Origin of the sequence: uncultured Allobosea sp. (assembly GCF_945957345.1) — a bacterium.
Taxonomy (GTDB): domain Bacteria; phylum Pseudomonadota; class Alphaproteobacteria; order Rhizobiales; family Beijerinckiaceae; genus Allobosea.
In genome coordinates, this window is sequence record NZ_CAMFKW010000011.1 from 47,119 (window position 1) to 68,817 (window position 21,699).

Below are 21,699 nucleotides of genomic sequence, written 5' to 3' on the forward strand. Positions count from 1 at the left end.
CCGTCCCGTTTCGATGAAGGACTATGCTTTGTTCTGGAGATGGCCGGGGTCATGCATTAGCATGACGTAGAGGCTGCCGGCTGCCTACAGGATGCACCCATGCCCCTCGTCGCGCGACTCTGCGGCCTGTTCCTCCTGCTGCTGTCCGGCCTCGCCCTGGCCGAGACGCCGCCGGAGCGGCGCGTCGCGCTGGTCATCGGCAATTCCAGCTACCGCAACGCTCCCGTGCTCCCCAATACCGTGAACGATGCACGCGACATGGTCACCGCCCTGCGCAAGGTCGGCTTCGAGGTGGTCGACGGCATCGATCTCGACAAGCGCGGCATGGATTCGGCACTGACGCGCTTCGCACGGTTGGCGCAGGACGCCGATGCGGCGATGTTCTATTTCGCCGGCCACGGCTTCCAGTTCAACGGCGAGAACTACCTCGTCCCGGTCGAAGCCAAGATCGAGGACGAGGTCGGCGTCCAGTACGAGACGACGCGGCTCAACGACGTCGTCACCGCCCTGAATTATGCCAAGGGCGTCAAGATCATGGTGCTCGACGCCTGCCGCAACAACCCGTTCGTCGGGCTGCTCGCCAAGCGGCAGGCGACGCGCGGCTTCTCGGTCGGCTCGGGCCTCGCGCCCGTTCAGCGGGCACAGGGCATGGTGATCGCCTATGCCACGCAGGCGAACGATGTCGCCGCCGACGGCGCCGGCCGCAACAGCCCCTTCACCGCAGCCCTTGTGCGCGAGATCGACCAGCCCGGCCTCGAAGTCGCGGCCCTGTTCCGCCGCGTGCAGAAGAGCGTCTACGATACGACCGCTGGCCGCCAGACGCCGGAACTCTCGCTCTCCCTGCTCGGCGATTTCTATCTGAACCGCGAGGAGACGGATGCCGATGTCTGGCGTCGCATCCGCGCCAGCGACGACGCCACGGCGCTGCAGGCCTTCATCCAGCGTTATCCGCAGAGCTTCTTCGCTGTCGACGCCCGCACGCGTCTCGATCTGCTGGAGCGCCGCTCCTCCGTCTCGACCGAGCGTGACAGGCTCGTGCGCGAATTCGCCGAGCGCGAGCGCGCCCTGCTCCAGCGCCTCGAAAAGGCGGAACAAGGCAGGCGACAGGCCGCCGACGATCTCGCCCGCAAGGATATCGGCGACGCGGTCGGCGTCCCACCACCCGCGCCGGCTCCGGGCACGGCACCCGTCGCGGTTGCCCCTGCTCCGCCCCCGCCGCGTACGCAGGACAAGGCGGAGCGCGCGCGCCTCGCCGACGAGCTCGCCCGCCGCGAATCCGAGCTCGCCGCGATCGAAACGGAAAAGCAGCGCCTCGCCGAGGAACGCCGGAATCTCGAACAGGCCATGGCAGCGCGGCTCGGCACACCCGGCATGATCCCCCAAAGTCGATCGACGCAGCCCGTCGCCATGCCGGGCGCTCCCGCCCGCCCGTCGGAGGCCGCGCCGCGCGGGCGTGCCTCCGGCGAATGCGCCGAACTCCTGATGCGCGCGCAGCTCGGCGATCTCACGCCTGCGGCGCGCGAACAATTGCGGCAGTGCCGCTGATGCAAGGCGGCCGTGGCGGATAGTCCCGGCCCGAACTGGAGAGGTGAGGCATGACGGGTCTGGTCCGCTTCAAGATCGCCATGATCGGTCTCGCCCTGCTGGCGGGCGCGACCGCAGTCGGCGCCCAGACCCCGCCGCCCCCGACGCCCGTTCCCTTTGCCGATGCGCTGCGCAAGGCGGCGGATGATCTCTTCGGCAAGGCGACCGTGCCCGGCGACAAGATCAACCTCGTCATCGATCCGCTGATCGATGCTGCCTCCGGTGCGCAATCGGCCGCGACGCGCTCGATGCAGGCGACGCTGATGGAGATGGTCAAGGCGAACTATCCGCGCTTCACCGTCCTGCCCTTCGACAGCGAGGCCCTCGCCAGCAAGCCGGTGGTGCTAGTCGGCACCTTCACCGCCGTGAACAACCAAGGCGTCGCCGACGGACCGCGCGACGCCTACCGGATCTGCCTGACGCTGGCCGACCTCAAATCCAACAGCGTCGTCTCCAAGGGCGTCTCGCGCGCCCGCATCGAAGGCGTCGATACCACGCCGACACCCTATTATCGGGACTCGCCGCTCTGGGCGAAGGACCAAGCGACGGATTCCTACATCAAGGTCTGCCAGGGCACGAAGCTCGGCGACCCGATCGATCCCGGCTATGTCGAGAAGCTCACCGCGAATGCGCTGATCAATGACGGCATCCTCGCCTATGAGACCCAGCATTTCCGGGAGGCGCTCGCCTTCTACCGGGCCGCGCGCAAATTGCCCGGCGGCGAGCAGCACCGCGTCCGGATCGGCACCTATCTTGCCGCCAGCAAGCTCTCGCGGCGCGAGGACATGGTCGACGCTTTCGGCGATCTGATCGATTACGGCCTCGCCACCGACCGTTTGATGGTGAAGCTCCTGTTCAAGCCCGGCACCACGCAATTCGTCGACGACCGCCAGATCACCGATCCCTATCCGATGTGGCTGAGCCAGATCGCGACGCGCTCCCGCCAGAAGGGCGCCTGCCTGGAGATCGTCGGCCACACCTCGCATACCGGCATGCCGCAGGTGAACGAGCGGCTCTCGACGCTGCGCGCCCAATTCGTCATGGACCTGCTGCTGACCGGGGCGCCCGACAATCGCGGCCGCATGATCGCGACCGGCCGCGGTTTCAAGGAGAACCTCGTCGGAACCGGCAAGGACGATGCCAGCGACGCGCTCGACCGCCGCGTCGAGTTCAAGGTGATCGGCTGCTGAGCAGGTACCCGAGGCCACCCGGTCGCCTCATTCCCTGCAACGCCCGGCGGCCATCCGCGACATGACCGGTCCCAGGCTCCATTGCAGCGGCTGATCGGCGGTTCCGGTGCGGCATAGATTGATCCCCCGCCACAGCGCCATTATGCCTCTTGTCGACAAGAGGATTCCCATGAAAGCCACCAAAGCCAAGGCAATGCCGGCGCCGGAGCGCAAACGCGGCTCGGGCGTGAAATTCGTCTATGACCTGCTGCGCAACGAAATCCTCGATCTCGTCCTGGCGCCGGGCAGCCCGATCGACGAGGTCCAGCTCGCCGAGCGCTTCAGCATGTCGCGCACCCCGATCCGCGAGGCGCTGGTGCGCCTGGCCGGCGAAGGCTTGATCGACACGCTGCCGAACCGCTCGACGATGGTGGCCAATCTCGACTTCCTCAACATGTCGCCCTTCTTCGACGCGCTGACGCTGATGTATCGCGTGACGACGCAACTCGCCGCCCAAAACCGCCGCCCGGCGGATCTGGAGGCGATCCATGCACGGCAGGCCGAGTTTGCCGCCGCGGTCAAGGCGCAGGATGCGCTGGCGATGATCGCGACCAACGCCGCCTTCCATGCCGCGATCGCCGAAGCCGGGCGCAATCCCTATTTCAACAGCCTGTTCAGCCGCCTCCTCGACGAGGGTCGGCGCTTCCTGCGGCTGTATTACCAGTCCTACGACGACCGGCTGCCGCAGCAGTTCGTCGACGAGCACGAGGCGATGATCGCCGCGATCGTGGCGCGCGACACCGCCCTGGCCGACCGCCTCGGCAAGGCTCACGCCGAACAGATCGTTCAGCAGATTCAAAAGCTTATGATCGGCGAAGAGCGGCTCGACATCGCGCTGTGAGATTCTTGCGTAATTCTTGTCGACAAAGAATATGCAAAAAGCTATAAAGCGCTCGGGAGGGGCGCGCCGCTGGAGTATGCGCCGATCGGATGGCTAGGCGATCTGATCAGGCTCGGCTCCGGCGGCGGGGTCTCCGCAAGAACGACAGCCAGAAGGAGAGCGAGATGAAGGCCAAGATTTTCTCCGGCGTGATCCCCGCGCTGATGACCCCGTGCAAAGCCGACCGGACCCCCGATTTCGACGGGCTGGTGCGCAAGGGCAAGGAACTGATCGCCGCCGGCATGTCCGCAGTGGTCTATTGCGGTTCGATGGGCGACTGGCCCCTCCTGACCGATGCCCAGCGCATGGAAGGCGTCGAGCGCCTGGTGAAGGCCGGCATCCCGGTCATCGTCGGCACCGGCGCGGTCAACACCGCCTCGGCCGTCGCCCATGCCGCCCATGCCCAGAAGGTCGGTGCTCAGGGCCTGATGGTGATCCCGCGCGTCCTCTCGCGTGGCTCGGTCATCGCCGCCCAGAAGGCTCATTTCAAGGCGATTCTGACCGCTGCGCCGGGCCTGCCGGCGGTGATCTACAACAGCCCCTATTACGGCTTCGCCACCCGCGCCGACCTGTTCTTCGCGCTGCGCGCCGAGCACCCGAACCTCATCGGCTTCAAGGAATTCGGCGGCGCTGACGACATGCGCTATGCGGCCGAGAACATCACCAGCCGCGATGACGACGTCTCGCTGATGATCGGCATCGACACCACGGTGGTCCATGGCTACGTCAATTGCGGCGCGACCGGCGCGATCACCGGCATCGGCAACGTCCTGCCGAAGGAAGTGCTGCATCTCTGCCAACTCTCGGTGGCTGCGGCCGCCGGCGATGCCACGGCCCGCCGCCAGGCGCAGGAACTTGAGCAGGCGCTGGCCGTGCTCTCCTCCTTCGATGCGGGCCCGGACCTCGTCCTGTTCTTCAAGCACATGATGGTGCTGAAGGGCGACAAGGAATACACGCTGCACTTCAACGAGACCGATGCGCTGAGCGACAGCCAGCGCGGCTATTGCGAAGCCCAGCTCAAGCTGTTCGACGCCTGGTATGCCGATTGGTCGAAGGCGAACGTCGCTCGCAAGCAGGCGGCCTGATCATGCGCCCCGCGCGGCGGAAGCCCTTCCGTCGCGCGGTGGCTGACTCCATGCTGATATCCTGGGCCGATTGCCGGTCCGGAGCAGAACCGCAGCACATATTTGCGAAATGCACCCGCTGATGGCCCCTCCCGATGTCATCGTCATAGGTGCCGGCGTGGTCGGCCTCTCCGCTGCGATTGCGGCGCAGGGGCGTGGCCTGTCGGTCACCGTGCTGGACAGGACCGGACCGGCAGCGGGTGCCTCCGCCGGGAATGCCGGCGCTTTCGCATTCACGGACATCCTGCCGCTCGCCTCGCCGGGCATCCTGCGCAAGGCCCCGAAATGGCTCCTCGATCCGCTCGGGCCGCTCTCGGTGCCGCCGGCCTATGCGCTCAAGATCGCGCCCTGGATGTTCCGCTTCTGGCGCGCCTGCTCGCCCGCCCGCGTCGCCCATTCCACGGCCGCGCAGACCGCGCTGATGGACCTGTCCAAGGCGGAGCTGGAGCCCTTCCTGCACGAAACCGGCACCTTCGCGATGCTGCGCAAGGACGGCAATCTCCAGGTCTATGAGAGCAAGGCCGAGCTGGAGGCCTCCCTGCCCGGCTGGCAGGCTCGCGAGGAGCACGGCATCACATTCCGGCATCTCGACGCCGCCGGCATGGCCGAAATCCAGCCCGGCCTCGCATCGCGCTTCACCCATGGCACCTTCACTCCCGGCTGGTACTCGATCGCCAACCCGCAGGGCTATACGATCACGTTGGCCGATCATTTTCGCGCCCGCGGCGGCACGATCGAGCGGCTGGAGGTCGAAAGTCTCGAGCCACGCGACGGCGGTGTCACGATCCATGCGCGCGGCGGGCAGACGCGGCAGGCGGCGCAGATCGTGCTCGCCGCCGGCGCCTTCTCCCATCGCATCGCTCGCAGCCTCGGCGAGCACATCCCGCTCGAAACCGAGCGCGGCTACAACACCACGCTGCCGCCCGATGCGTTCGACTTGAGGACGCAGGTCACTTTCGGCGGCCACGGCTTCGTCATCAGCCGCCTGTCGATCGGCATCCGCGTCGGCGGCGCCGTCGAGCTGGGCGGGCTCGACCTGCCCCCGAACTTCCGTCGCTCGGAGGCGATGCTGGCCAAGGCCCGCGCCTTCCTGCCCGGCCTCAAGCCCGATGACGGCGTGCAGTGGATGGGCTTCCGCCCCTCCCTGCCAGACAGCCTGCCGGCAATTGGACGGGCACGGGCAACCCCGCGCGTGGTCTACGCCTTCGGCCATGGCCATCTCGGCCTGACGCAATCGGCCGGCACCGCCCGGCTGGTCGCCGATCTCTTGACGGATCGGCCCCCAGTCATCGACATCGCTTCCTTCTCACCGCAGCGCTTCTGAGAGTCGGACCATGGCCAGCCACACCTTCTCCTGCATCGATGGCCACACCTGCGGCAATCCGGTGCGCCTCGTTTCCGGCGGCGGTCCTCGGCTGGAAGGCGCCAACATGCTGGAGAAGCGCGCGCATTTCCTCCGCGAGTTCGACTGGATCCGCACCGGCCTGATGTTCGAGCCGCGCGGCCACGACATGATGTCGGGCTCGATCCTCTACCCGCCGACTCGTCCCGATTGCGACGTCGCCGTGCTGTTCATCGAAACCTCGGGCTGCCTGCCGATGTGCGGCCACGGCACGATCGGCACGATCACCATGGGCATCGAGAACGGGCTGATCACCCCGCGCGAACCGGGCAAGCTCTCGATCGACGCGCCGGCCGGCAAGGTCGATATCAGCTATCGCCAGGAGGGCCGCTTCGTCGAGGAGGTCCGCCTGACCAATGTGCCTGGCTTCCTCTATGCCGAGGGCCTGACGGCCGAGGTCGAGGGTCTCGGCGAGATCGTCGTCGATGTCGCCTATGGCGGCAATTTCTACGCGATCGTCGAGCCGCAGAAGAACTTCCGGGACATGGCCGACCATACCGCCGGCGAATTGATCGGCTGGTCGCCGAAGCTGCGCTCCGCGCTGAACAAGAAATACGACTTCGTCCATCCCGAGCACCCCGAGATCCAGGGTCTCAGCCATATCCAGTGGACCGGCAAGGCGACGAAGCCGGAGGCCCATGCCCGCAACGCCGTGTTCTACGGCGACAAGGCGATCGACCGCTCGCCCTGCGGCACCGGCACCTCCGCTCGCATGGCCCAGCTCGCCGCCAAGGGGAAGCTCGCGGTCGGCGACGAGTTCGTGCATGAATCGATCATCGGCTCGCTGTTCAAGGGCCGCGTCGAGGCCGCAGCAACCGTGGCGAACCGCCCGGCGATCATCCCCTCCATCGCCGGCTGGGCCCGGATGACCGGCTACAACACCATCTTCATCGACGACCGCGACCCCTTCGCCCACGGCTTCGTCGTCACCTGAGGCGGCGAGCCAAGCGTCAATCCCCGAGCGGCGCGCCCGATCCGCGGCGGATCAGGAAGATCACTGCGCCGGCGCTCATCAAGGCAAGGCAGAACCAGGTCAGCGCATAGACCAGATGCGTGTTGCGGAAGCTGACCTGGGTCATCCCGCCTTGCGGCAACGGCCCGGGCTCGGTAGCCGTATCAGCATCGACGAAATAGGGCGCGACCTCCCCCAATCCACGCGCTGAGGCAATCGCGGCGGTGTCGCGCGAGTACCAGCGGCCGGCTACGGGATCGTTGCTGCGCAGGAAGCCGCCGCCGGACTCGCTCAAGCGCAGCAGTCCGACCACCTGCGTATTCGCCGCCCCTGTCGCTCGCCGTTCGTCCGCCCCGCGCCGGCCCTCCGGCACGAAACCGCGATTGACCAGAACGGTGAAACCGGCATCGCTGCGGAATGGCGCCATGACCCAGAAACCGGGCCCGCGCTCGGTGACGGCCAGGGTCAGCGTCGCCGGCACATCGAGGTAGCGGCCCCGAAAGGCGACGCGACGGTATTCGTCGGTGGCTACCCCAATACCGCTCCACGCATCCGGCCCCGGCGCCGCGACGGGCTCAGCATGGATGCGTGCCTCGACGCGGGCGATCAGGTCGAGCTTCCAGCTCCGCCGCTCGATCTGCCAGATACCGAGCCCTGCGAAGACCAGCGTGAAGAGACAAAGTGCGACGACAAAAAAGAACCGGGCAAAGCCGCCGCCTTTGCGCGCGCCCGCATCGACCGGCATCGCCCTGGCCTTACATCCGATGCATGTCCGGCATCATGTTCGTGTTGAGATGGTACATCACCCAGAGCGAGCCGGAGAGCACGATCACCACGATCACGATGGTGAAGATCAGGCCCATCATGTTCCAGCCGCCTTCCGAGCGGCCGTTCATGTGCAGGAAATAGACCATGTGGACGACGATCTGCACGGCGGCGAAGCCCATAATCACGATCGCCGTCAGCGTCGCGTTCCCCAGCACGTCGTTCATGACGAGCCAGAACGGGATCGCGGTCAGGACGACCGAAAGCAGGAAGCCGGTGACGTAGCCGCGCAGGCTGCCATGCGGCGCATGATCGTCGTGAATGTCGGCGTGGTCGTTGGGACCGCTCATTTCAGCACGCCCATCAGGTAGACGAAGGTGAAGACGCCGATCCAGACGACGTCGAGGAAGTGCCAGAACATCGAGAGACACAGGAGGCGCCGGCGATTGGCCTCGATCAGCCCGCGCCTGGAGACCTGCACCATCAGCACGGTCAGCCAGATCAGGCCGAAGGTGACGTGTAGACCATGCGTGCCGACCAGCGTGAAGAAGGAGGACAGGAAGGCGCTGCGCATCGGCGTCGCGCCCTCGTGGATGAGATGCGCAAACTCGTAGAGCTCGATCCCGAGGAAGGCGAGGCCGAACAGCGCGGTGACGGCGAGCCAGGCCTGCATGGCCGCCTGCCGGCCCTTGTCCATCGCCAGCATGGCGAAGCCATAGGTGATCGAGGAGAACAGCAGCATGGCCGTGTTGACCGCGACCAGCTTGAGGTCGAACAGGTCCGCGCCCGACGGCCCGGCGGCATAGTTGCGCCCGAGCACGCCATAGGTCGCGAAGAGGACTGCAAAGACCAGGCAGTCGCTCATCAGGTAGAGCCAGAAGCCGAGCATGGTCGAGCCGCCGGAATGGGCGTGCTCGTCCTCGGTCACATAAAAGGCCGGGACGCCCGCGGCCTGCGCCTGTGCTTTCGCTTTGGCCATCACCGCCCCTCAGGCCCTGCCGAGCAATTGGCTGCGCGAATCCTCTTCGCGCAGGACTGCTTCCGCCGGAATGTGGAAATCCCGGTCGTAGTTGAAGCTATGGATGACCACTGTCGCGATCACACCGACGAAGCTCAGCGCCGCCAGCCACCAGATGTACCAGATCAGGGCGAAACCGCCGACCGTCGCAAGCGCCGCGATGATCACGCCGGCCCCCGTGTTCCGGGGCATATGGATCGGCTTGAAGCCGCCGAGCGGGCGCCGGTAGCCGCGCTTTTTCATGTCGGCCCAGGCGTCGAGGTCATGCACGATCGGCGTGAACGCGAAATTATAGGCCGGCGGCGGCGAGGAGGTCGACCATTCCAGCGTACGCCCGTCCCACGGATCGCCGGTCGTGTCGCGGAGCTGCTCGCGCCTGACGATGCTGACGGCGATCTGGATGATGAAGCAGAGGATGCCAAGCGCGATCAGCACGGCGCCGATCGCCGCGATCACGAACCAGATCTGCAGCGACGGGTCCTCGAAGCGGCTCAAGCGCCGCGTCACGCCCATCAGGCCGAGCACATAGAGCGGCATGAAGGCGACGTAGAAGCCGATCACCCAGAACCAGAACGAGAGCAGGCCCCAGAACCGGTCGAGCTTGAAGCCGAAGGCCTTCGGGAACCAGTAGGCGATGCCGGCGAAGACGCCGAAGACCACGCCGCCGATGATGACGTTGTGGAAATGGGCGATCAGGAACAGGCTGTTATGCAGCACGAAATCGGCCGGCGGCACCGCCAGCATCACGCCGGTCATGCCGCCGATGACGAAGGTCAGCATGAACGCCACGAGCCACATCATCGGCAGCTCGAAGCGGATGCGGCCGCGATACATCGTGAACAGCCAGTTGAAGATCTTCGCGCCCGTCGGGATCGAGATGATCATCGTCGTGATGCCGAAGAACGAGTTCACGCTGGCGCCAGAGCCCATCGTGAAGAAGTGGTGCAGCCAGACCAGGTAGGACAGGATGGTGATGACCACCGTCGCATAGACCATTGAGGCATAGCCGAAGAGGCGCTTGCCGCAGAAGGTCGAGGCCACCTCGGAATAGACCCCGAAGATTGGCAGGATCAGGATGTAGACTTCCGGGTGGCCCCAGATCCAGATCAGGTTCACGTACATCATCGGATTGCCGCCGAGATCGTTCGTGAAGAAATTGGTGCCGACATAGCGGTCGAGCGTCAAAAGCGCGAGCGTCGCCGCCAGGATTGGGAAGGTTGCGACGATCAGCACGTTGGTGCACAGCGCGGTCCAGGTGAAGACCGGCATCCGCATCATCTCCATGCCCGGCGCCCGCATCTTCACGATGGTCGCGATCAGGTTGACGCCCGATAATGTCGTGCCCACGCCTGCGATCTGGAGCGCCCATAGGTAATAGTCCATGCCCACACCGGGCGAGTAGGCAGCCCCTGAGAGCGGCGGATAGGCGAGCCAGCCGACCTTGGCGAATTCGCCGATGAACAGCGACATCATCACCAGAACGGCGCCGCTCACCGTCATCCAGAACGAGAAATTGTTGAGGAAGGGGAAGGAGACGTCGCGGGCGCCGATCTGCAGCGGCACGACATAGTTCATCAGGCCAGTGACGAAGGGCATCGCCACGAAGAAGATCATGATCACGCCGTGGGCTGTGAAGATCTGGTCGTAATGGTGCGGTGGCAGGTAGCCTTCGTTGCCGGCAAAGGCGATCGCCTGTTGGCCGCGCATCATCAGCGCGTCGGCGAAACCGCGCAGCAGCATGATGACGCCGAGGATCATGTACATGATCCCGATCTTCTTGTGGTCCACGCTGGTGAACCACTCGTGCCAGAGATAGCCCCAGAGCTTGTAGCGGGTGACCAGCGCGATGAGCGCGAGGCCGCCGAGCGCGACCGCCGCGAAAGTGCCGATCAGGATCGGCTCGTGATAGGGGATCGCCTCGAGGGTGAAGCGCCCGAAGATCAGCTTCCACCAGTCGGGATAGGAGGTCATCGCTCACTCGCCTCAGTTGGCGACCCGGGCGGAGACGCCCGCGGTGCCGTAGACGTCGGTCGGCGTGCAGATCGCCGTCACGAAGGGGCGCGGCGGCATCGGCTGCCCGCCCCGGCGCACGCTCTTGTCGTATTCGAGCTGCGCGACGATATGGATGCCCTCCTTGCCGCCCCCGCCCTTGGCATCCAGCGCCATCATGTCGCGCGTGCACATCTTGGCGCGGTCGACGCACATGTTGAGCACGGCGCTGAAGAGATCGGACGGGATGTCGCGGAAATAGCGGACCGCCTCGCGCTCGCTCGGCTTCTCCAGCACGAGATATTCCTCGCGCCCGAGCGTGCTGCCGTTGCGGATCGCGCCCTGCACCCAATCGCCGAAAGCCTTGTCATCGACGCCGCGGAAGCGGAAACGCATCTCGGAGAAGCCGGCGCCGCTGTAATTGGCGGAGAAGCCCTCGAACTCGCCGGCATGGTTGATCACGGCGTTGAGCTTCGCCTGCATGCCCGGCATCGCGTAGATCTGGCCGGCGAGCGCCGGGATGAAGAGCGAATTCATCACCGAGGACGAGGTGATGCGGAATTCGATCGGCTGGTCGACCGGCGCGACGACTTCGTTCAGCGAGGCGATGCCCTGCGCCGGATAGAGGAACAGCCATTTCCAGTCGAGCGCGACGACCTGGATGACGAGCGGCTCCTTGCGGACGCCGTTGCCGCCAGCCTTCGCCTCGACCACCGGCTTGCCGGCGGCGATACGGTTGAGCGGGCGATAGGGGTCGAGCAGATGCGTGCCCATCCAGGTCATGGCACCGATCACGACGATGATGAGCAGCGGCACCGACCAGATCACCACCTCCAGCGGCAGCGAATGGTTCCAGTCCGGATCGTAGCTGGCCTTGGCCGAGGCCCGGTAGCGCCAGGCGAAGAAGATCGTCAGCGCCATCACCGGCACGATGATCAGCAGCATCAGCCCGGTGGAGGCGAGCAGCAGGTTGCGTTGCTGCAGCGCAACATCGCCGGATGGACCCAACAGCACCATCTGACAGCCGCCGAGCAGCGCGAAGAGCGGCAGAACCGCTAAAAAACGAAAGATCCGCAAGAGACTCGAGACCTCCCTCATCCGGGACTGCCGTTCTCTATTCCCATTCTTTCGCACCGCACATAAGACAATCTGTCTCATTGCGATGGTTTGACGGGTGGCTTCTATCCACCGTATCCATTTGTATGAGGTGCGGGCAAGCCCGGTTCTGCCGAGCTGCCTCCCAACGAGGAATTCGCGGTCATGAGCGCTGACGCGGCGAGCCATTCATCGAGACATCCGGCGGACGAGCACGGCCGCGACCATGTGTCCCCGGCCGATATCGCGCTCGGCGTCATCATCGGCCGGACCTCGGAATATTTCGACTTCTTCGTCTTCGGCCTGGGCTGCGTCCTGGTCTTCCCCGAGCTGGTCTTCCCCTTCGCCGACCGGCTCACCGGGACGCTCTATTCGTTCGGCATCTTCGCACTGGCCTTCATCACCCGGCCGATCGGCTCGGTGCTGTTCTTCGCCATCGACCGCCAGTATGGCCGCGCGACCAAGCTCACCGCCGCGCTCTTCCTGCTCGGCGGCTCGACAGCGGGCGTCGCCTTCCTGCCGGGCTATGCGACGCTCGGCATCTGGTCGATCGTCATCCTCGCCGGCTTCCGCCTGCTGCAGGGCATCGCGCTCGGCGGCGCCTGGGACGGCCTGTCCTCTCTGCTCGCCCTCAATGCCCCGCCGAACCGCCGCGGCTGGTATGCGATGCTGCCGCAGCTCGGCGCGCCGTTCGGCTTCATCCTCGCGGCCGGGCTCTTCGCCTATTTCGAGGGCGCGCTCTCGAAGCGCGATTTTCTCGACTGGGGCTGGCGCTATCCGTTCTTCGTGGCGCTCACCATCAATGTCGTCGCGCTCTTCGCCCGCCTGCGCATGGTCGCGACCCAGGAATTCGCCCAGTTGATGGAGACCCGAGAATTGATGCCGGTCTCGATCTTCGAGCTGATCCGCGTCCATGGCCGCACGCTCGTGCTCGGCGCCTTCGTGCCATTGGCGAGCTTCGCGCTCTTCCACCTCGTCACCATCTTCCCGGTCAGCTGGATCAATCTCTTCACCGACCGCTCGGTCTCCGAGTTCCTGCTGGTTCAGGGCGCGGGCGGGGTGGTCGGCGCGGGCGCGATCGTCACCTCCGGCCTGATCGCCGACCAGATCGGCCGCCGCAACACGCTGCTGCTCTCGGGCGCGATGATCGCGCTGTTCAGCCTCTCGAGCATCGTCGCGCCGCTGCTCTTCGGCGATAGCCTCGCCGGCCAGACGATCTACGTCATCATCGGCTTCGGCCTGCTCGGCCTCGCCTATGGCCAGGCCGCCGGTGCCGTCGCCTCCAGCTTCAAGCCGCAATACCGCTATACCGGCGCGGCCCTGACCTCGGACTTCGCCTGGCTGATCGGCGCCGGCTTCGCCCCGCTGGTGGCGCTGACGCTGTCGAGCACTTTCGGCCTCGCCTGGGTCGGGCTCTACCTGCTCTCCGGTGCACTCTGCACGCTGGCGGCCTTGTGGATCGATCGGCGATTGGAAGCGCGCTACGAATAGCGCGCCCCGCCCGCCTCAACGCTGCCGATAGAGGAAACGGTCCGGCTGGACCGGCTCCTCGCGCAAGCCCATGCGCTGCACCCGGTAGAGATGCTTGGTGAAGGCCAGGGCATCGGCTCGCGACAATTCGCGGCCGCGATAATAGGCCTCCATCTCGACGCGCACGGCTTCCGGCGGATGCCGCGCGATCTTGCCGGCGACCTCGCGCGCCGTCGTCATCAGCGCATCCGGCGCGACGACCTTGTTGACGAGCCGGTGCGACAGGGCTTCCTCCGCCTCCATCGGCTCGCCGGTCAGGAGCATCCACATCGCGACCGTATGCGGCAATTGCAGGCCGAGCCGCGAGGTGCCCCCCGCGCCGCCCATGCCATAGGCGACCTCGGGGAAGCCGAATTTCGCATTGGTCGAGGCTATCCGGATATCGGTCAGCGAGAGCAGGTAGATCATGCCCTGCCCCAGGCACCAGCCATTGACCGCGCCGATGATCGGCTTGAAGCGCTCCAGCGCGAGCACGTCACGCGACCAGGAAAAATCATGTGGCGTCTCGCCCTCGCCGTTATGCGGCCAGAGATGGTCGGCGAGCTCGTCGCGTGCGGTGGCGCCGCGCTTGTAGCTGGTCTTGATGTCGTCTCCGGCGCAGAAGCCGCGCTCGCCCGCCCCGGTCAGGATGCCGCAGCGGATCGAGGTATCCGCCAGAAAGTCCTTGAGCGCGAGGAAGAGCTCCTTGTGGATGGCGGGATTGGTCGGATTCACCGACCCGTTCTCGATGGTGAAGACGGCGATGTCGCCATCCTTCTCGTAGCGAAGCGGCAAGGCGGTTCTCCTTCGGCGCGGATATCTCGAAACGGAAGCGGTTCAGCCGGCGAGCCAGCCACGGGACAGCCGGTCATAGGCCCCGGCGCGCAGATCCTCGCGCTCGGCGACGATGACGTGCTTGGCGACCTTCTCGGACGGGGTTTTCGGCAGGCTCACGCGGAATTCGAGGAAGCGCGGCACCTTGAACGGGGCGAGATGCGCGCTGCAATGCGCGAAGAAGCCGTCGACATCGAAGGCATCGGCCGCGACGCCCGGCTTCAGCACGATGCAGGCCTTCACCTCCTGCCCGCGGTCGATATCGGGGACGGGGATAGCGGCGACTTCGAGGATATCCTGCCAGCCGAGCATCACCGCCTCGACCTCGCGTGCGGCGATGTTCTCACCCGAGCGGCGGATCATGTCCTTGATCCGCCCGACGATATAATGGAAGCCGCGCTCATCGCGCCGGAACAGGTCGCCGGTGCGGAACCAGCCGCCCTCACGGAAACTGTCGGCGTTGGCTTCGGGCTTGTTCCAGTAACCCTGCAGGATGCCGGGGCCGCGAATCCACAATTCGCCGATCTCGCCAGCCGAGACTTCGTTGCCGTCCTCGTCGCGGATCGTCGCCTCGCGGAAGGGCGAGGCGATGCCGCAGGTGCCGGAGCCGACCATCGAGGTCGCGCCATAGGGCGTGAACAGGGCCGAGCCGACCTCGGTCATGCCGAAGCTCTCGCGCGCCACCACGTTGAAGCGCGCTTCCAGCTCGGCATGCATGTTCTTCCGCAGGCCGAAGACCGAGACCATCTTCAGCGGGATATCGCGATCATCCGGCCGCCGCGCCTGCTTTAGGACGATCTGCGGGAAGATGCAGTATTCGATGCCGTAGCGCCGGACCCAGTCGAGGAAGTTCGTACCCGAGGCCTTGGCCGCGACGAAGAGCGTGCCCTTCAGGCGCATCGCCATCAGCAGCAGCCATTGCGGGTCCATGTAGTAGAAGGGCTGAGCCGCGATGACATGCTTGACGATGCCGTTGGCGCGCATCGCCGCGACCCGGCCCAGCGTCAGCCAGTAGCGATGGCTGAGCATGCAGCCCTTGGGAAAGCCGGTCGTGCCCGAGGTGTACTGGATGTTGATGAGGTCATCGAGTTCGGGCTCCCGTGCCGGCACGAAACCGGCGGCCGGCGTCGCGGCCAGTGCTTCCCAGTCGCCCTCGCCCCCGACGACGATCGGCTTGGCGAAAGCCGCGAGGTCCCTGACCTCGGGCGCCTCCCCGATCTCGGCAAGCAGGCCGGCCTCGATCACGATCGCCCCGGCGCCACTATCGCTCACTACATAGGCGACCTCGCGCGGGGTGTAGCGGACATTGACCGGCACCATGATCGCGCCGATCCGCGCCAGCGCCAGCCAGGTCAGCGGAAAGGCCGGAATGTTCGGCAGCATCACGCCGACGCGGTCACCGAAGCCGATGCCGCGCGCCGCCAGCCCCGCCGCGAGCGAGCGCGTCTTCTCGGCAAGCTCGCGATAGCTGATGATGATGCCGGCCTCGAAGAAATTCGCTGCCGGGGCATCGCCCATCTCGGCGGCGCAAGCCTCGATGAAGGCCGCGAGATTGCGCGGGAACGGCTCGGCCTCGATCAGCGCGCGCAAATCAGCGGCTTCCTGCAATTCCCTATCCATCGGCCTGTTCCGTCCTGAGCCGGCGTAAGCCGGCGCTACGCGCGATTTCGGCGATACCGAGCCCGGCCATCGACATAGCCACCATCACGCAGGCGGCGGCGGCGACGGTCGGGTCGAGCCTGAGATTGAGGTCGTTCCAGATCCGGAGCGGCAGGGTCTCGATCGCCCCGGAGACAAAGAGCGTGATGATCAGGTCATCGAAAGAGGCGAAGAAGGCGAACATCGCGCCGGCCAGGATCGCGGGCCTCAGCGCCGGCAGCGTCACCAGCAGGAAGCTCCGCCACGGGTCGGCGCCGAGCACGCGCGCCGCGCGCTCGATCGTCTCGTCGAGATTGCGCAGGGCGGCACTGACCACGACGATCACATAAGGCACGGCGACGACCGTATGGGCGAGGACCAGCGTGGTCAGGCTCTCCAGCCATTTCAGCCGCGCGAACAGCATGAACATGCCGAGCGCGATGACGATTCCTGGCACGATCAGTGGCGCGATCGCGAGCCCATAGAGCAGTCCCGACCCCGGCAGGCGATGCCGCACGATCGCCAATGCGCTGGCCGTCCCGATCGCGACAGAGAGGATCGTTACCAGCACGCCGATCTTGACGCTGAGCCAGAGCGCCCCGCTCCAGGAGGCATCGGTGAACAGTACGCGATACCAGCGCAGCGACCAGGCGCTCGGCGGGAAGCTCAGGATCTCCGACTCGTTGAAGGAGAGCGGGATCAGGAAGACCAGCGGGAACAGCAGGAAGAAGACGACCGCGCAGAACCAGAGAGCGAGCGCGATGCGAACGACACGGGGGCTCATCGGTCGCCCCCATAGAGATTGCGCTCCGGCACCAGCCAGCGCAGCAGCGCGACCGCGGCGATCGTCGTCGCCAGCAGCACGAGCGCCATGGCGGAGGCCGCCGTCCAGTCGTTCATCTGGTGGACCTGAAGATCGATCAGGTTGGCGATGGTGCGGTGGCGCGGCCCGCCGAGCAGTGCCGGCGTGATGTAGAAGCCGAGCGACAGGATGAAGAGCAGCATCGCCGCCGCGACGATACCGGGCTTCGTCATCGGCAGGTAGACATGCCAGAAGGCGCGCCAGGGCGAGGCGCCAAGCACGCGCGCCGCCCGGACCAGCCCCGCATCGAGCTCGGTCATGACGCCGACAAGAGTGAGGATCGCGACCGGCAGCAGGATCTGCACCATGCCGAGATGCACAGCCAATGGCGTGAACATGAAGCGCTGCGGCTCGGAAGTGATCCCGAGCCAGATCAGCGAGGCGTTGAGCAGCCCCTCGCGCCCGAGCACCAGCGACCATGTATAGGTGCGCACGAGCACGCTGGTCCAGAACGGCAAAAGCACCAGAGCGAGATAGATGCCGCGCCGCGAGGCCGGCTGGCCGGCGATGAAGCAGGCGGCGGGATAACCGAGGACGAGGCAGATCAGCGTCACGCTCAGCGCGAGCTGCAGCGTGTTCAGGAAGACGAGCGCGAAGACCGGCGAGGACATCAGCCAGCTCGCGCCGGCCCATGCTCCGCCCTTGCCCGAAAACGAGATTCGCATGATCTCGACGAACGGGACCACGAAGAAGATCGCGAAGAGCAGCAGGAGCGGTGCGGCCAGAAGCGGCGCCACCATCGATTTCCTGATCACGTCACCCGTCTCCGGCTCGTGCCCTCAACTCAGCAGCCAGGCGGCCCAGCGCTCGGTCAGCTTCGGCCGGTTCTCGCTCCAGTATTCCGGGTTGAACGCGTACTGGACGGCGACATTGTCGGGATGGATCGGCAGGATCTTCGCCAGTTCCGGATCGACCTTCTCGATCAGGCCGGGCGCGAAGCCGGGATAGGGCGAATCCTGCAGGAGCTGAGCGCCCTTGTCGGGGTCGAGGCGCGATTTCATGTAGCGCATCGCTTCTTTCGGATGCTTCGCACCCTTCGGCACCGCCCAGTAGGAGAGCTGCAAAGCACCGCCATTCCAGATGATGTCGACCGGCTTGCCCTCCTTCTTGAGTGGCGGCACGCGCCCGTTCCAGACAGTGCCCATCACCGCCTCGCCATCGACGAGGAGCTGGACCTGCTGGGCGCCGGTCGTCCACCAGGCCGCGACGTTGCGCTTGATCTGGTCGAGCTTCTTGAAGGCACGCTCGACATCGAGCGGATAGAGCTTGTCCGCCGGCACGCCGTCGGCCAGCAGCGCGAATTCGAGGTTCTGCACCGGCGAATCCTGCAGGGCGCGCGGCCCCGGAAAGCTCTTCACATCCCAGAAATCGGCCCAGGATTTCGGCGCCTTCCCGCCGAACTTGTCGGTGCGATAGGCGATCACGGTCGAAAAGGTCGAGGTCACCATGCCGTATTTCTGGCGGGCGATCGGCGGCAGCTTGTTGTCGGGATCGACGATCGACCAGTCGATCTCGGTCAGCCAGCCGTTCTTGACCGCCTCGATCATGTCGGCCCCGCCCATCTCGGTCAGGTCCCATTCCATGTTGCCGGTCTCGACCATCGCCTTGAGCTTGGCGAGCGAGACGGGCGCCGTGGCCCGGATCCCGATGCCGGTCTCGGCGGTGAAGGGCTTCTCGTAGATCCGCTCCAGTGACTTGGCGAGGCTGCCGCCCGACCCGTTGACGGTGATCGTCACGGCTTGTGCGCGGGCGCTCGTGCCCAATGCGACAAGCGCCGCGCCGCCCAGCGCCAAGCGGCCCATGTCACGTCTCGTCACTGCGGTCATCGTTCGCTCCCTCCCCTTGTTATGTCGTGGAATCGATCGTCAGCCGTCGAGGAACGCGGCCCTTTCCAGGCTGAACCTGAGCGTCACCGGCGCGCCGACCACCGGGCCGTCGGCGCCATGCCGGCGCTGCTCCTGCACGATCACGCGCCCCGCCTTCTCCGTCTCGACGACATAGCGGTAGCTGCCGCCGTGGAAGGCGACGTCGCCGATCCGCCCGGCGAGCACTGGCATAGCCCCAGCCTCCGCGACCCTCGTGAAATGCTCCGGCCGCAAGGCCACCCGCCCGCGCCAGCCTTCCGGCAGGCGCGCCGGCGCCGGTCCATCGCCCCCCGCGAAGGTGAGCCGCCCCCCGGCCAGCTTGGCCGGCAGAAAATTGGTCTCGCCGACGAATTGCGCGACGAAGGCGTTGCTCGGGCTGTCATAGACCGCGGCCGGCGAGCCGATCTGCTCGATCCGCCCCTCGCTCATCACCACGATCCGATCGGACATGGCGAGCGCCTCGCCCTGGTCGTGCGTGACATAGATCACTGTGCAGCCGATGCGGCGCTGCACCTCCTTGATCTCGTCCTGCATCGCCTCGCGCAGCTTGAGATCAAGCGCGCCGAGCGGCTCATCCATCAGCAGCACGCGCGGCTCGAACACGATGGCACGGGCGCAGGCGACACGCTGACGCTGGCCACCGGAGAGCTCATGCGGCTTGCGTCCCCCGAAGCCTGCAAGCCTGACCATCGCCAGCGCCTGCTCGGCGCGAGCATGGCGCTCGGCCTTCGGCACGCCGCGCATCCGCAGCGGAAAGGCGACATTGTCGCGGACATCCATATGCGGGAACAGCGAATAGCTCTGGAAGACCATGCCGACATTGCGCTTCTCGGTCGGCAGGCGGGTGATCGAGACGCCGCCGATCAGCACGTCGCCTGCACTGGGCTCGATGAAGCCGGCAAGGATGTTGAGCGCCGTCGTCTTGCCGGAGCCCGACGGGCCGAGGAAGGTAACGAACTCCCCGCCCGCGATATCCAGCGAGAATTCCCGAAGCGCCTCGACCGGCCCATAGCGCTTCGTGATCCCCGCAAACGAGATCGGCGCCCCGCCTGCGGAGGCCTGCAACCCTTTCGCGCCGCGATGTGCTAGAGATGGGTGCATCATGATCCTGAAACTGATATCAATGTCAGTATGTGAATCGGAGACGAGACGTGTCAAGCGGCCATCCATCCGCAAAGCAGGCTGACGAAGCTGAAAAAGCGGCCGAAACGGCTGCCGGCGCAGCCATTGGCTCAAGCGTAGCGGAAGCCGCAACCTCCGGCTTCAGCCTGCCGGAAGCCATGTGCGCCGAATTGGAAGCCGCGCCGAAACTGTCGCGTTCGGAGATGACCCGCCGAAAGCTGATGATCGCGGCAGCGGAGCTGATCCAGGATGCCGGCTTCGGCGGCCTGAAGGTCGCCGATATCTGCAAGCGCGCCGATTTCGCCCACGGCACCTTCTATCTGCACTGGAAGGACAAGCGCGGCGTCGCTCATGACGTGCTCACCGCCTTCATGGAAGCGATCCGCGCCAATCGCCCGCAGCGGCAGCCGGGCCAGAGCTTTTACCAGCGCCTCGTCATCGGCCACCTCTACTATATCGACCTCTACCGCCGGAATATCGGCCTGATGCGCTGCCAAGGGCAGCTCGCCGACGAGCTCGACGAATTCGCAGCGATTGGCCTGAAAGCCAACCTCGCGCTGGCCCATCGCGTCCTGCGCGCGGCGGAACGCGAGCAGCCTTCACTGACCGCGGAGCCGATCCCCCAGCGCCTGGCGACCGCGCTGGGCTGCATTGCCATGGTCGACAAGCTGCTGCACGAGGTCTTCGCGCGGGGCCTCGCCATCGGCCTCACCGATGACGAGTTCGCCGGAATGCTCTCACTGAGCTGGCATCGCTCCCTGCTCGGCCGCGATCCGTGACCGCGATCACGCCGCCTGCGGCTGCTCCTGCGGCGCCAGATACGCGCCCTGGAACGTTTCCATCACATGCTGGACCATGTCGCGTGCGACATGGAGCTGGTCGTCCTGGAAGGCGAGCGCACGCGGCGAGTTGAGCACGATCTCGTAGCTCGGGAAGTAGTCGACGAAATCGAAGCGGCGGAACAATTCCTCCGCCACGGCCCGCAATACCGATTTCGAGGCGCTGTTGGCGACGATGACATCGGCGTCCTTGAAGGTCGCTCCGAACGGCACTGGCGAGACGGTGACGACGAAGCGCATCTCGGGATGGCAGTGCTCGCGGATCAGCCCGATGATGTCGAGCATGTCGGCGAGCGTCGCGTCATAGCCGTAATCGACGAAGCGGAAGCGCTCCGGCATGCGCTGCAGCCAGACGGGGCCGGGATGGGCGTTCATCGCGATGCCGGTCTGCGCATCGAGCCAGGTCTCGGTCAGGCCGAGCGTGAAGAAGCAGACGCGGGCCTGCTTGATCTGCGCCGTCGCCGTTGTCAGGCGCTTGCGGTTGGCGAAGGCGCTCTCCCGGTCGAGCAGCCGGAGGCCACTGGCCTGCGGATCGAACCATTGCCCAGGCCCAAGCTCGATCAGCCCCTCGTCAGGGTAGCTCTCGCCCGTCAGGACGCGCTTCAATTCATGCGTCATCGAGCGCACCGAGTACTTGTTCAGCGCGCCCCGGCTGAGCTGGCCGCGATCGGCCCCGCCGCCGCGCCCGCTCTCCTCGCTCCAGCTCTCGAAATGCTCGGCCGGCACGCCATGGCCTTCAAGCAGCAGCGGCAGGCCCCGCGCCATCAGGATGTTCTCGACCTCGCGCGCGAAGCACGAACCCATGGTGAAGATCGGCTCGGACGGGTCGAGCTTGAACTTCGGCTTGTGCTCCACCGCGACATAGTCGCCCGTGGTCAGGCGCTCCTTGGCCATCTTCTCGGGCTTGCCCGAGGTCCAGCCGCGCACGGGATTGCCGCGCATGATCGAAAGGGCCGTGCCCGCATCATATTCGATCTTCATGATCGTCTCCT

Annotated in this window: 20 protein-coding genes; 8 read left to right on the forward strand and 12 right to left on the reverse strand. The window is 66.0% G+C overall.

Annotated elements, in window-relative coordinates:
- Positions 1-99: 99 nt before the first annotated feature.
- The 6 genes from Q0Q36_RS07755 (at position 100) to Q0Q36_RS07780 (ending at position 7,153) form a co-directional block, all read left to right on the forward strand.
- Positions 100-1,545, forward strand: a complete 1,446-nt coding sequence (locus Q0Q36_RS07755; RefSeq protein WP_293797008.1) for a caspase family protein — start codon at positions 100-102, stop codon at positions 1,543-1,545.
- 50 nt (positions 1,546-1,595) lie between these two features.
- On the forward strand, positions 1,596-2,774 hold the full coding sequence (locus Q0Q36_RS07760) for an OmpA family protein (protein WP_293797010.1): 1,179 nt from the start codon (positions 1,596-1,598) through the stop codon (positions 2,772-2,774).
- A 169-nt stretch (positions 2,775-2,943) separates the two neighbouring features.
- The gene (locus Q0Q36_RS07765; RefSeq protein ID WP_293797012.1) at positions 2,944-3,654 is read left to right on the forward strand and encodes a GntR family transcriptional regulator; all 711 of its coding nucleotides are present in this window, start codon (positions 2,944-2,946) and stop codon (positions 3,652-3,654) included.
- Positions 3,655-3,818: 164 nt separating this feature from the next.
- Positions 3,819-4,778, forward strand: coding sequence for a dihydrodipicolinate synthase family protein (locus tag Q0Q36_RS07770; protein ID WP_293797014.1), 960 nt, complete (start codon positions 3,819-3,821; stop codon positions 4,776-4,778).
- 121 nt (positions 4,779-4,899) lie between these two features.
- Positions 4,900-6,141: an FAD-binding oxidoreductase gene (locus Q0Q36_RS07775; RefSeq protein WP_293797015.1), complete on the forward strand. Its 1,242-nt coding sequence runs from the start codon at positions 4,900-4,902 to the stop codon at positions 6,139-6,141.
- A gap of 10 nt (positions 6,142-6,151) precedes the next feature.
- Positions 6,152-7,153: a 4-hydroxyproline epimerase gene (locus Q0Q36_RS07780; RefSeq protein ID WP_293797017.1), complete on the forward strand. Its 1,002-nt coding sequence runs from the start codon at positions 6,152-6,154 to the stop codon at positions 7,151-7,153.
- Between the two features lie 16 nt (positions 7,154-7,169).
- On the opposite strand, the gene Q0Q36_RS07785 is transcribed toward Q0Q36_RS07780, so the two are convergent.
- The 5 genes from Q0Q36_RS07785 to cyoA are packed head-to-tail and all read right to left on the reverse strand — an operon-like array spanning position 7,170 to position 12,020.
- Entirely contained in the window at positions 7,170-7,916 is a 747-nt protein-coding gene (locus Q0Q36_RS07785) for an SURF1 family protein (RefSeq protein WP_293797019.1), read from the reverse strand.
- A 10-nt stretch (positions 7,917-7,926) separates the two neighbouring features.
- A complete protein-coding gene (gene cyoD, locus Q0Q36_RS07790) occupies positions 7,927-8,286 on the reverse strand; it encodes a cytochrome o ubiquinol oxidase subunit IV (RefSeq protein WP_293797021.1) in 360 nt (119 codons plus the stop codon).
- Positions 8,283-8,915 (reverse strand): cytochrome o ubiquinol oxidase subunit III, encoded by a 633-nt coding sequence (cyoC, locus tag Q0Q36_RS07795; RefSeq protein ID WP_293797023.1) that lies wholly within the window; start codon positions 8,913-8,915, stop codon positions 8,283-8,285. The genes cyoD and cyoC overlap by 4 nt, the downstream gene beginning before the upstream one ends.
- Before the next feature lie 9 nt (positions 8,916-8,924).
- A complete protein-coding gene (gene cyoB, locus Q0Q36_RS07800; RefSeq protein ID WP_293797026.1) occupies positions 8,925-10,925 on the reverse strand; it encodes a cytochrome o ubiquinol oxidase subunit I in 2,001 nt (666 codons plus the stop codon).
- Positions 10,926-10,937: 12 nt separating this feature from the next.
- A complete protein-coding gene (cyoA, locus tag Q0Q36_RS07805) occupies positions 10,938-12,020 on the reverse strand; it encodes a ubiquinol oxidase subunit II (protein ID WP_293797028.1) in 1,083 nt (360 codons plus the stop codon).
- Between the two features lie 183 nt (positions 12,021-12,203).
- Between cyoA and Q0Q36_RS07810 the strand changes: the two genes are divergently transcribed.
- Complete coding sequence (locus Q0Q36_RS07810) at positions 12,204-13,529, forward strand: MFS transporter (RefSeq protein ID WP_293797030.1); 1,326 nt, start codon at positions 12,204-12,206, stop codon at positions 13,527-13,529.
- Positions 13,530-13,544: 15 nt separating this feature from the next.
- On the opposite strand, the gene Q0Q36_RS07815 is transcribed toward Q0Q36_RS07810, so the two are convergent.
- Genes Q0Q36_RS07815 through Q0Q36_RS07840 form a run of 6 tightly spaced genes read right to left on the reverse strand, consistent with a single transcriptional unit; the run spans position 13,545 to position 19,811 of the window.
- Positions 13,545-14,342, reverse strand: coding sequence for an enoyl-CoA hydratase/isomerase family protein (locus Q0Q36_RS07815; RefSeq protein WP_293797033.1), 798 nt, complete (start codon positions 14,340-14,342; stop codon positions 13,545-13,547).
- 42 nt (positions 14,343-14,384) lie between these two features.
- The gene (locus tag Q0Q36_RS07820) at positions 14,385-16,001 is read right to left on the reverse strand and encodes a class I adenylate-forming enzyme family protein (protein WP_293797036.1); all 1,617 of its coding nucleotides are present in this window, start codon (positions 15,999-16,001) and stop codon (positions 14,385-14,387) included.
- Positions 15,994-16,803 carry an ABC transporter permease gene (locus Q0Q36_RS07825; protein WP_293797039.1) on the reverse strand — a complete coding sequence of 270 codons (810 nt, stop codon included), beginning with the start codon at positions 16,801-16,803 and terminating at the stop codon, positions 15,994-15,996. Before Q0Q36_RS07825 ends, Q0Q36_RS07820 begins: the two co-directional genes overlap by 8 nt.
- On the reverse strand, positions 16,800-17,636 hold the full coding sequence (locus tag Q0Q36_RS07830) for an ABC transporter permease (RefSeq protein ID WP_293797041.1): 837 nt from the start codon (positions 17,634-17,636) through the stop codon (positions 16,800-16,802). The genes Q0Q36_RS07825 and Q0Q36_RS07830 overlap by 4 nt, the downstream gene beginning before the upstream one ends.
- Before the next feature lie 24 nt (positions 17,637-17,660).
- Positions 17,661-18,707 carry an ABC transporter substrate-binding protein gene (locus tag Q0Q36_RS07835; protein WP_293797043.1) on the reverse strand — a complete coding sequence of 349 codons (1,047 nt, stop codon included), beginning with the start codon at positions 18,705-18,707 and terminating at the stop codon, positions 17,661-17,663.
- 39 nt (positions 18,708-18,746) lie between these two features.
- Positions 18,747-19,811: an ABC transporter ATP-binding protein gene (locus Q0Q36_RS07840; RefSeq protein WP_293797045.1), complete on the reverse strand. Its 1,065-nt coding sequence runs from the start codon at positions 19,809-19,811 to the stop codon at positions 18,747-18,749.
- Positions 19,812-20,071: 260 nt separating this feature from the next.
- On the opposite strand from Q0Q36_RS07840, the gene Q0Q36_RS07845 reads away from it, so the two are divergent.
- Positions 20,072-20,647, forward strand: coding sequence for a TetR/AcrR family transcriptional regulator (locus tag Q0Q36_RS07845; protein ID WP_293797046.1), 576 nt, complete (start codon positions 20,072-20,074; stop codon positions 20,645-20,647).
- Positions 20,648-20,653: 6 nt separating this feature from the next.
- Here the strand turns inward: Q0Q36_RS07845 and Q0Q36_RS07850 are convergent, their stop codons facing one another.
- The gene (locus tag Q0Q36_RS07850; protein ID WP_293797048.1) at positions 20,654-21,688 is read right to left on the reverse strand and encodes a GSCFA domain-containing protein; all 1,035 of its coding nucleotides are present in this window, start codon (positions 21,686-21,688) and stop codon (positions 20,654-20,656) included.
- Positions 21,689-21,699: the final 11 nt, after the last annotated feature.

Coding starts and splice junctions, on each gene's coding strand:
- Q0Q36_RS07765 (WP_293797012.1), top strand. CDS start 2,944: ATGAAAGCCACCAAAGCCAAGGCAATGCCGGCGCCGGAGCGCAAACGC.
- cyoB (WP_293797026.1), bottom strand. CDS start 10,925: ATGACCTCCTATCCCGACTGGTGGAAGCTGATCTTCGGGCGCTTCACC.
- Q0Q36_RS07755 (WP_293797008.1), top strand. CDS start 100: ATGCCCCTCGTCGCGCGACTCTGCGGCCTGTTCCTCCTGCTGCTGTCC.
- Q0Q36_RS07775 (WP_293797015.1), top strand. CDS start 4,900: ATGGCCCCTCCCGATGTCATCGTCATAGGTGCCGGCGTGGTCGGCCTC.
- cyoC (WP_293797023.1), bottom strand. CDS start 8,915: ATGGCCAAAGCGAAAGCACAGGCGCAGGCCGCGGGCGTCCCGGCCTTT.
- Q0Q36_RS07835 (WP_293797043.1), bottom strand. CDS start 18,707: ATGACCGCAGTGACGAGACGTGACATGGGCCGCTTGGCGCTGGGCGGC.
- Q0Q36_RS07820 (WP_293797036.1), bottom strand. CDS start 16,001: ATGGATAGGGAATTGCAGGAAGCCGCTGATTTGCGCGCGCTGATCGAG.
- Q0Q36_RS07845 (WP_293797046.1), top strand. CDS start 20,072: ATGACCCGCCGAAAGCTGATGATCGCGGCAGCGGAGCTGATCCAGGAT.
- cyoD (WP_293797021.1), bottom strand. CDS start 8,286: ATGAGCGGTCCCAACGACCACGCCGACATTCACGACGATCATGCGCCG.
- Q0Q36_RS07810 (WP_293797030.1), top strand. CDS start 12,204: ATGAGCGCTGACGCGGCGAGCCATTCATCGAGACATCCGGCGGACGAG.
- Q0Q36_RS07785 (WP_293797019.1), bottom strand. CDS start 7,916: ATGCCGGTCGATGCGGGCGCGCGCAAAGGCGGCGGCTTTGCCCGGTTC.
- Q0Q36_RS07825 (WP_293797039.1), bottom strand. CDS start 16,803: ATGAGCCCCCGTGTCGTTCGCATCGCGCTCGCTCTCTGGTTCTGCGCG.
- Q0Q36_RS07760 (WP_293797010.1), top strand. CDS start 1,596: ATGACGGGTCTGGTCCGCTTCAAGATCGCCATGATCGGTCTCGCCCTG.
- Q0Q36_RS07780 (WP_293797017.1), top strand. CDS start 6,152: ATGGCCAGCCACACCTTCTCCTGCATCGATGGCCACACCTGCGGCAAT.
- Q0Q36_RS07770 (WP_293797014.1), top strand. CDS start 3,819: ATGAAGGCCAAGATTTTCTCCGGCGTGATCCCCGCGCTGATGACCCCG.
- Q0Q36_RS07850 (WP_293797048.1), bottom strand. CDS start 21,688: ATGAAGATCGAATATGATGCGGGCACGGCCCTTTCGATCATGCGCGGC.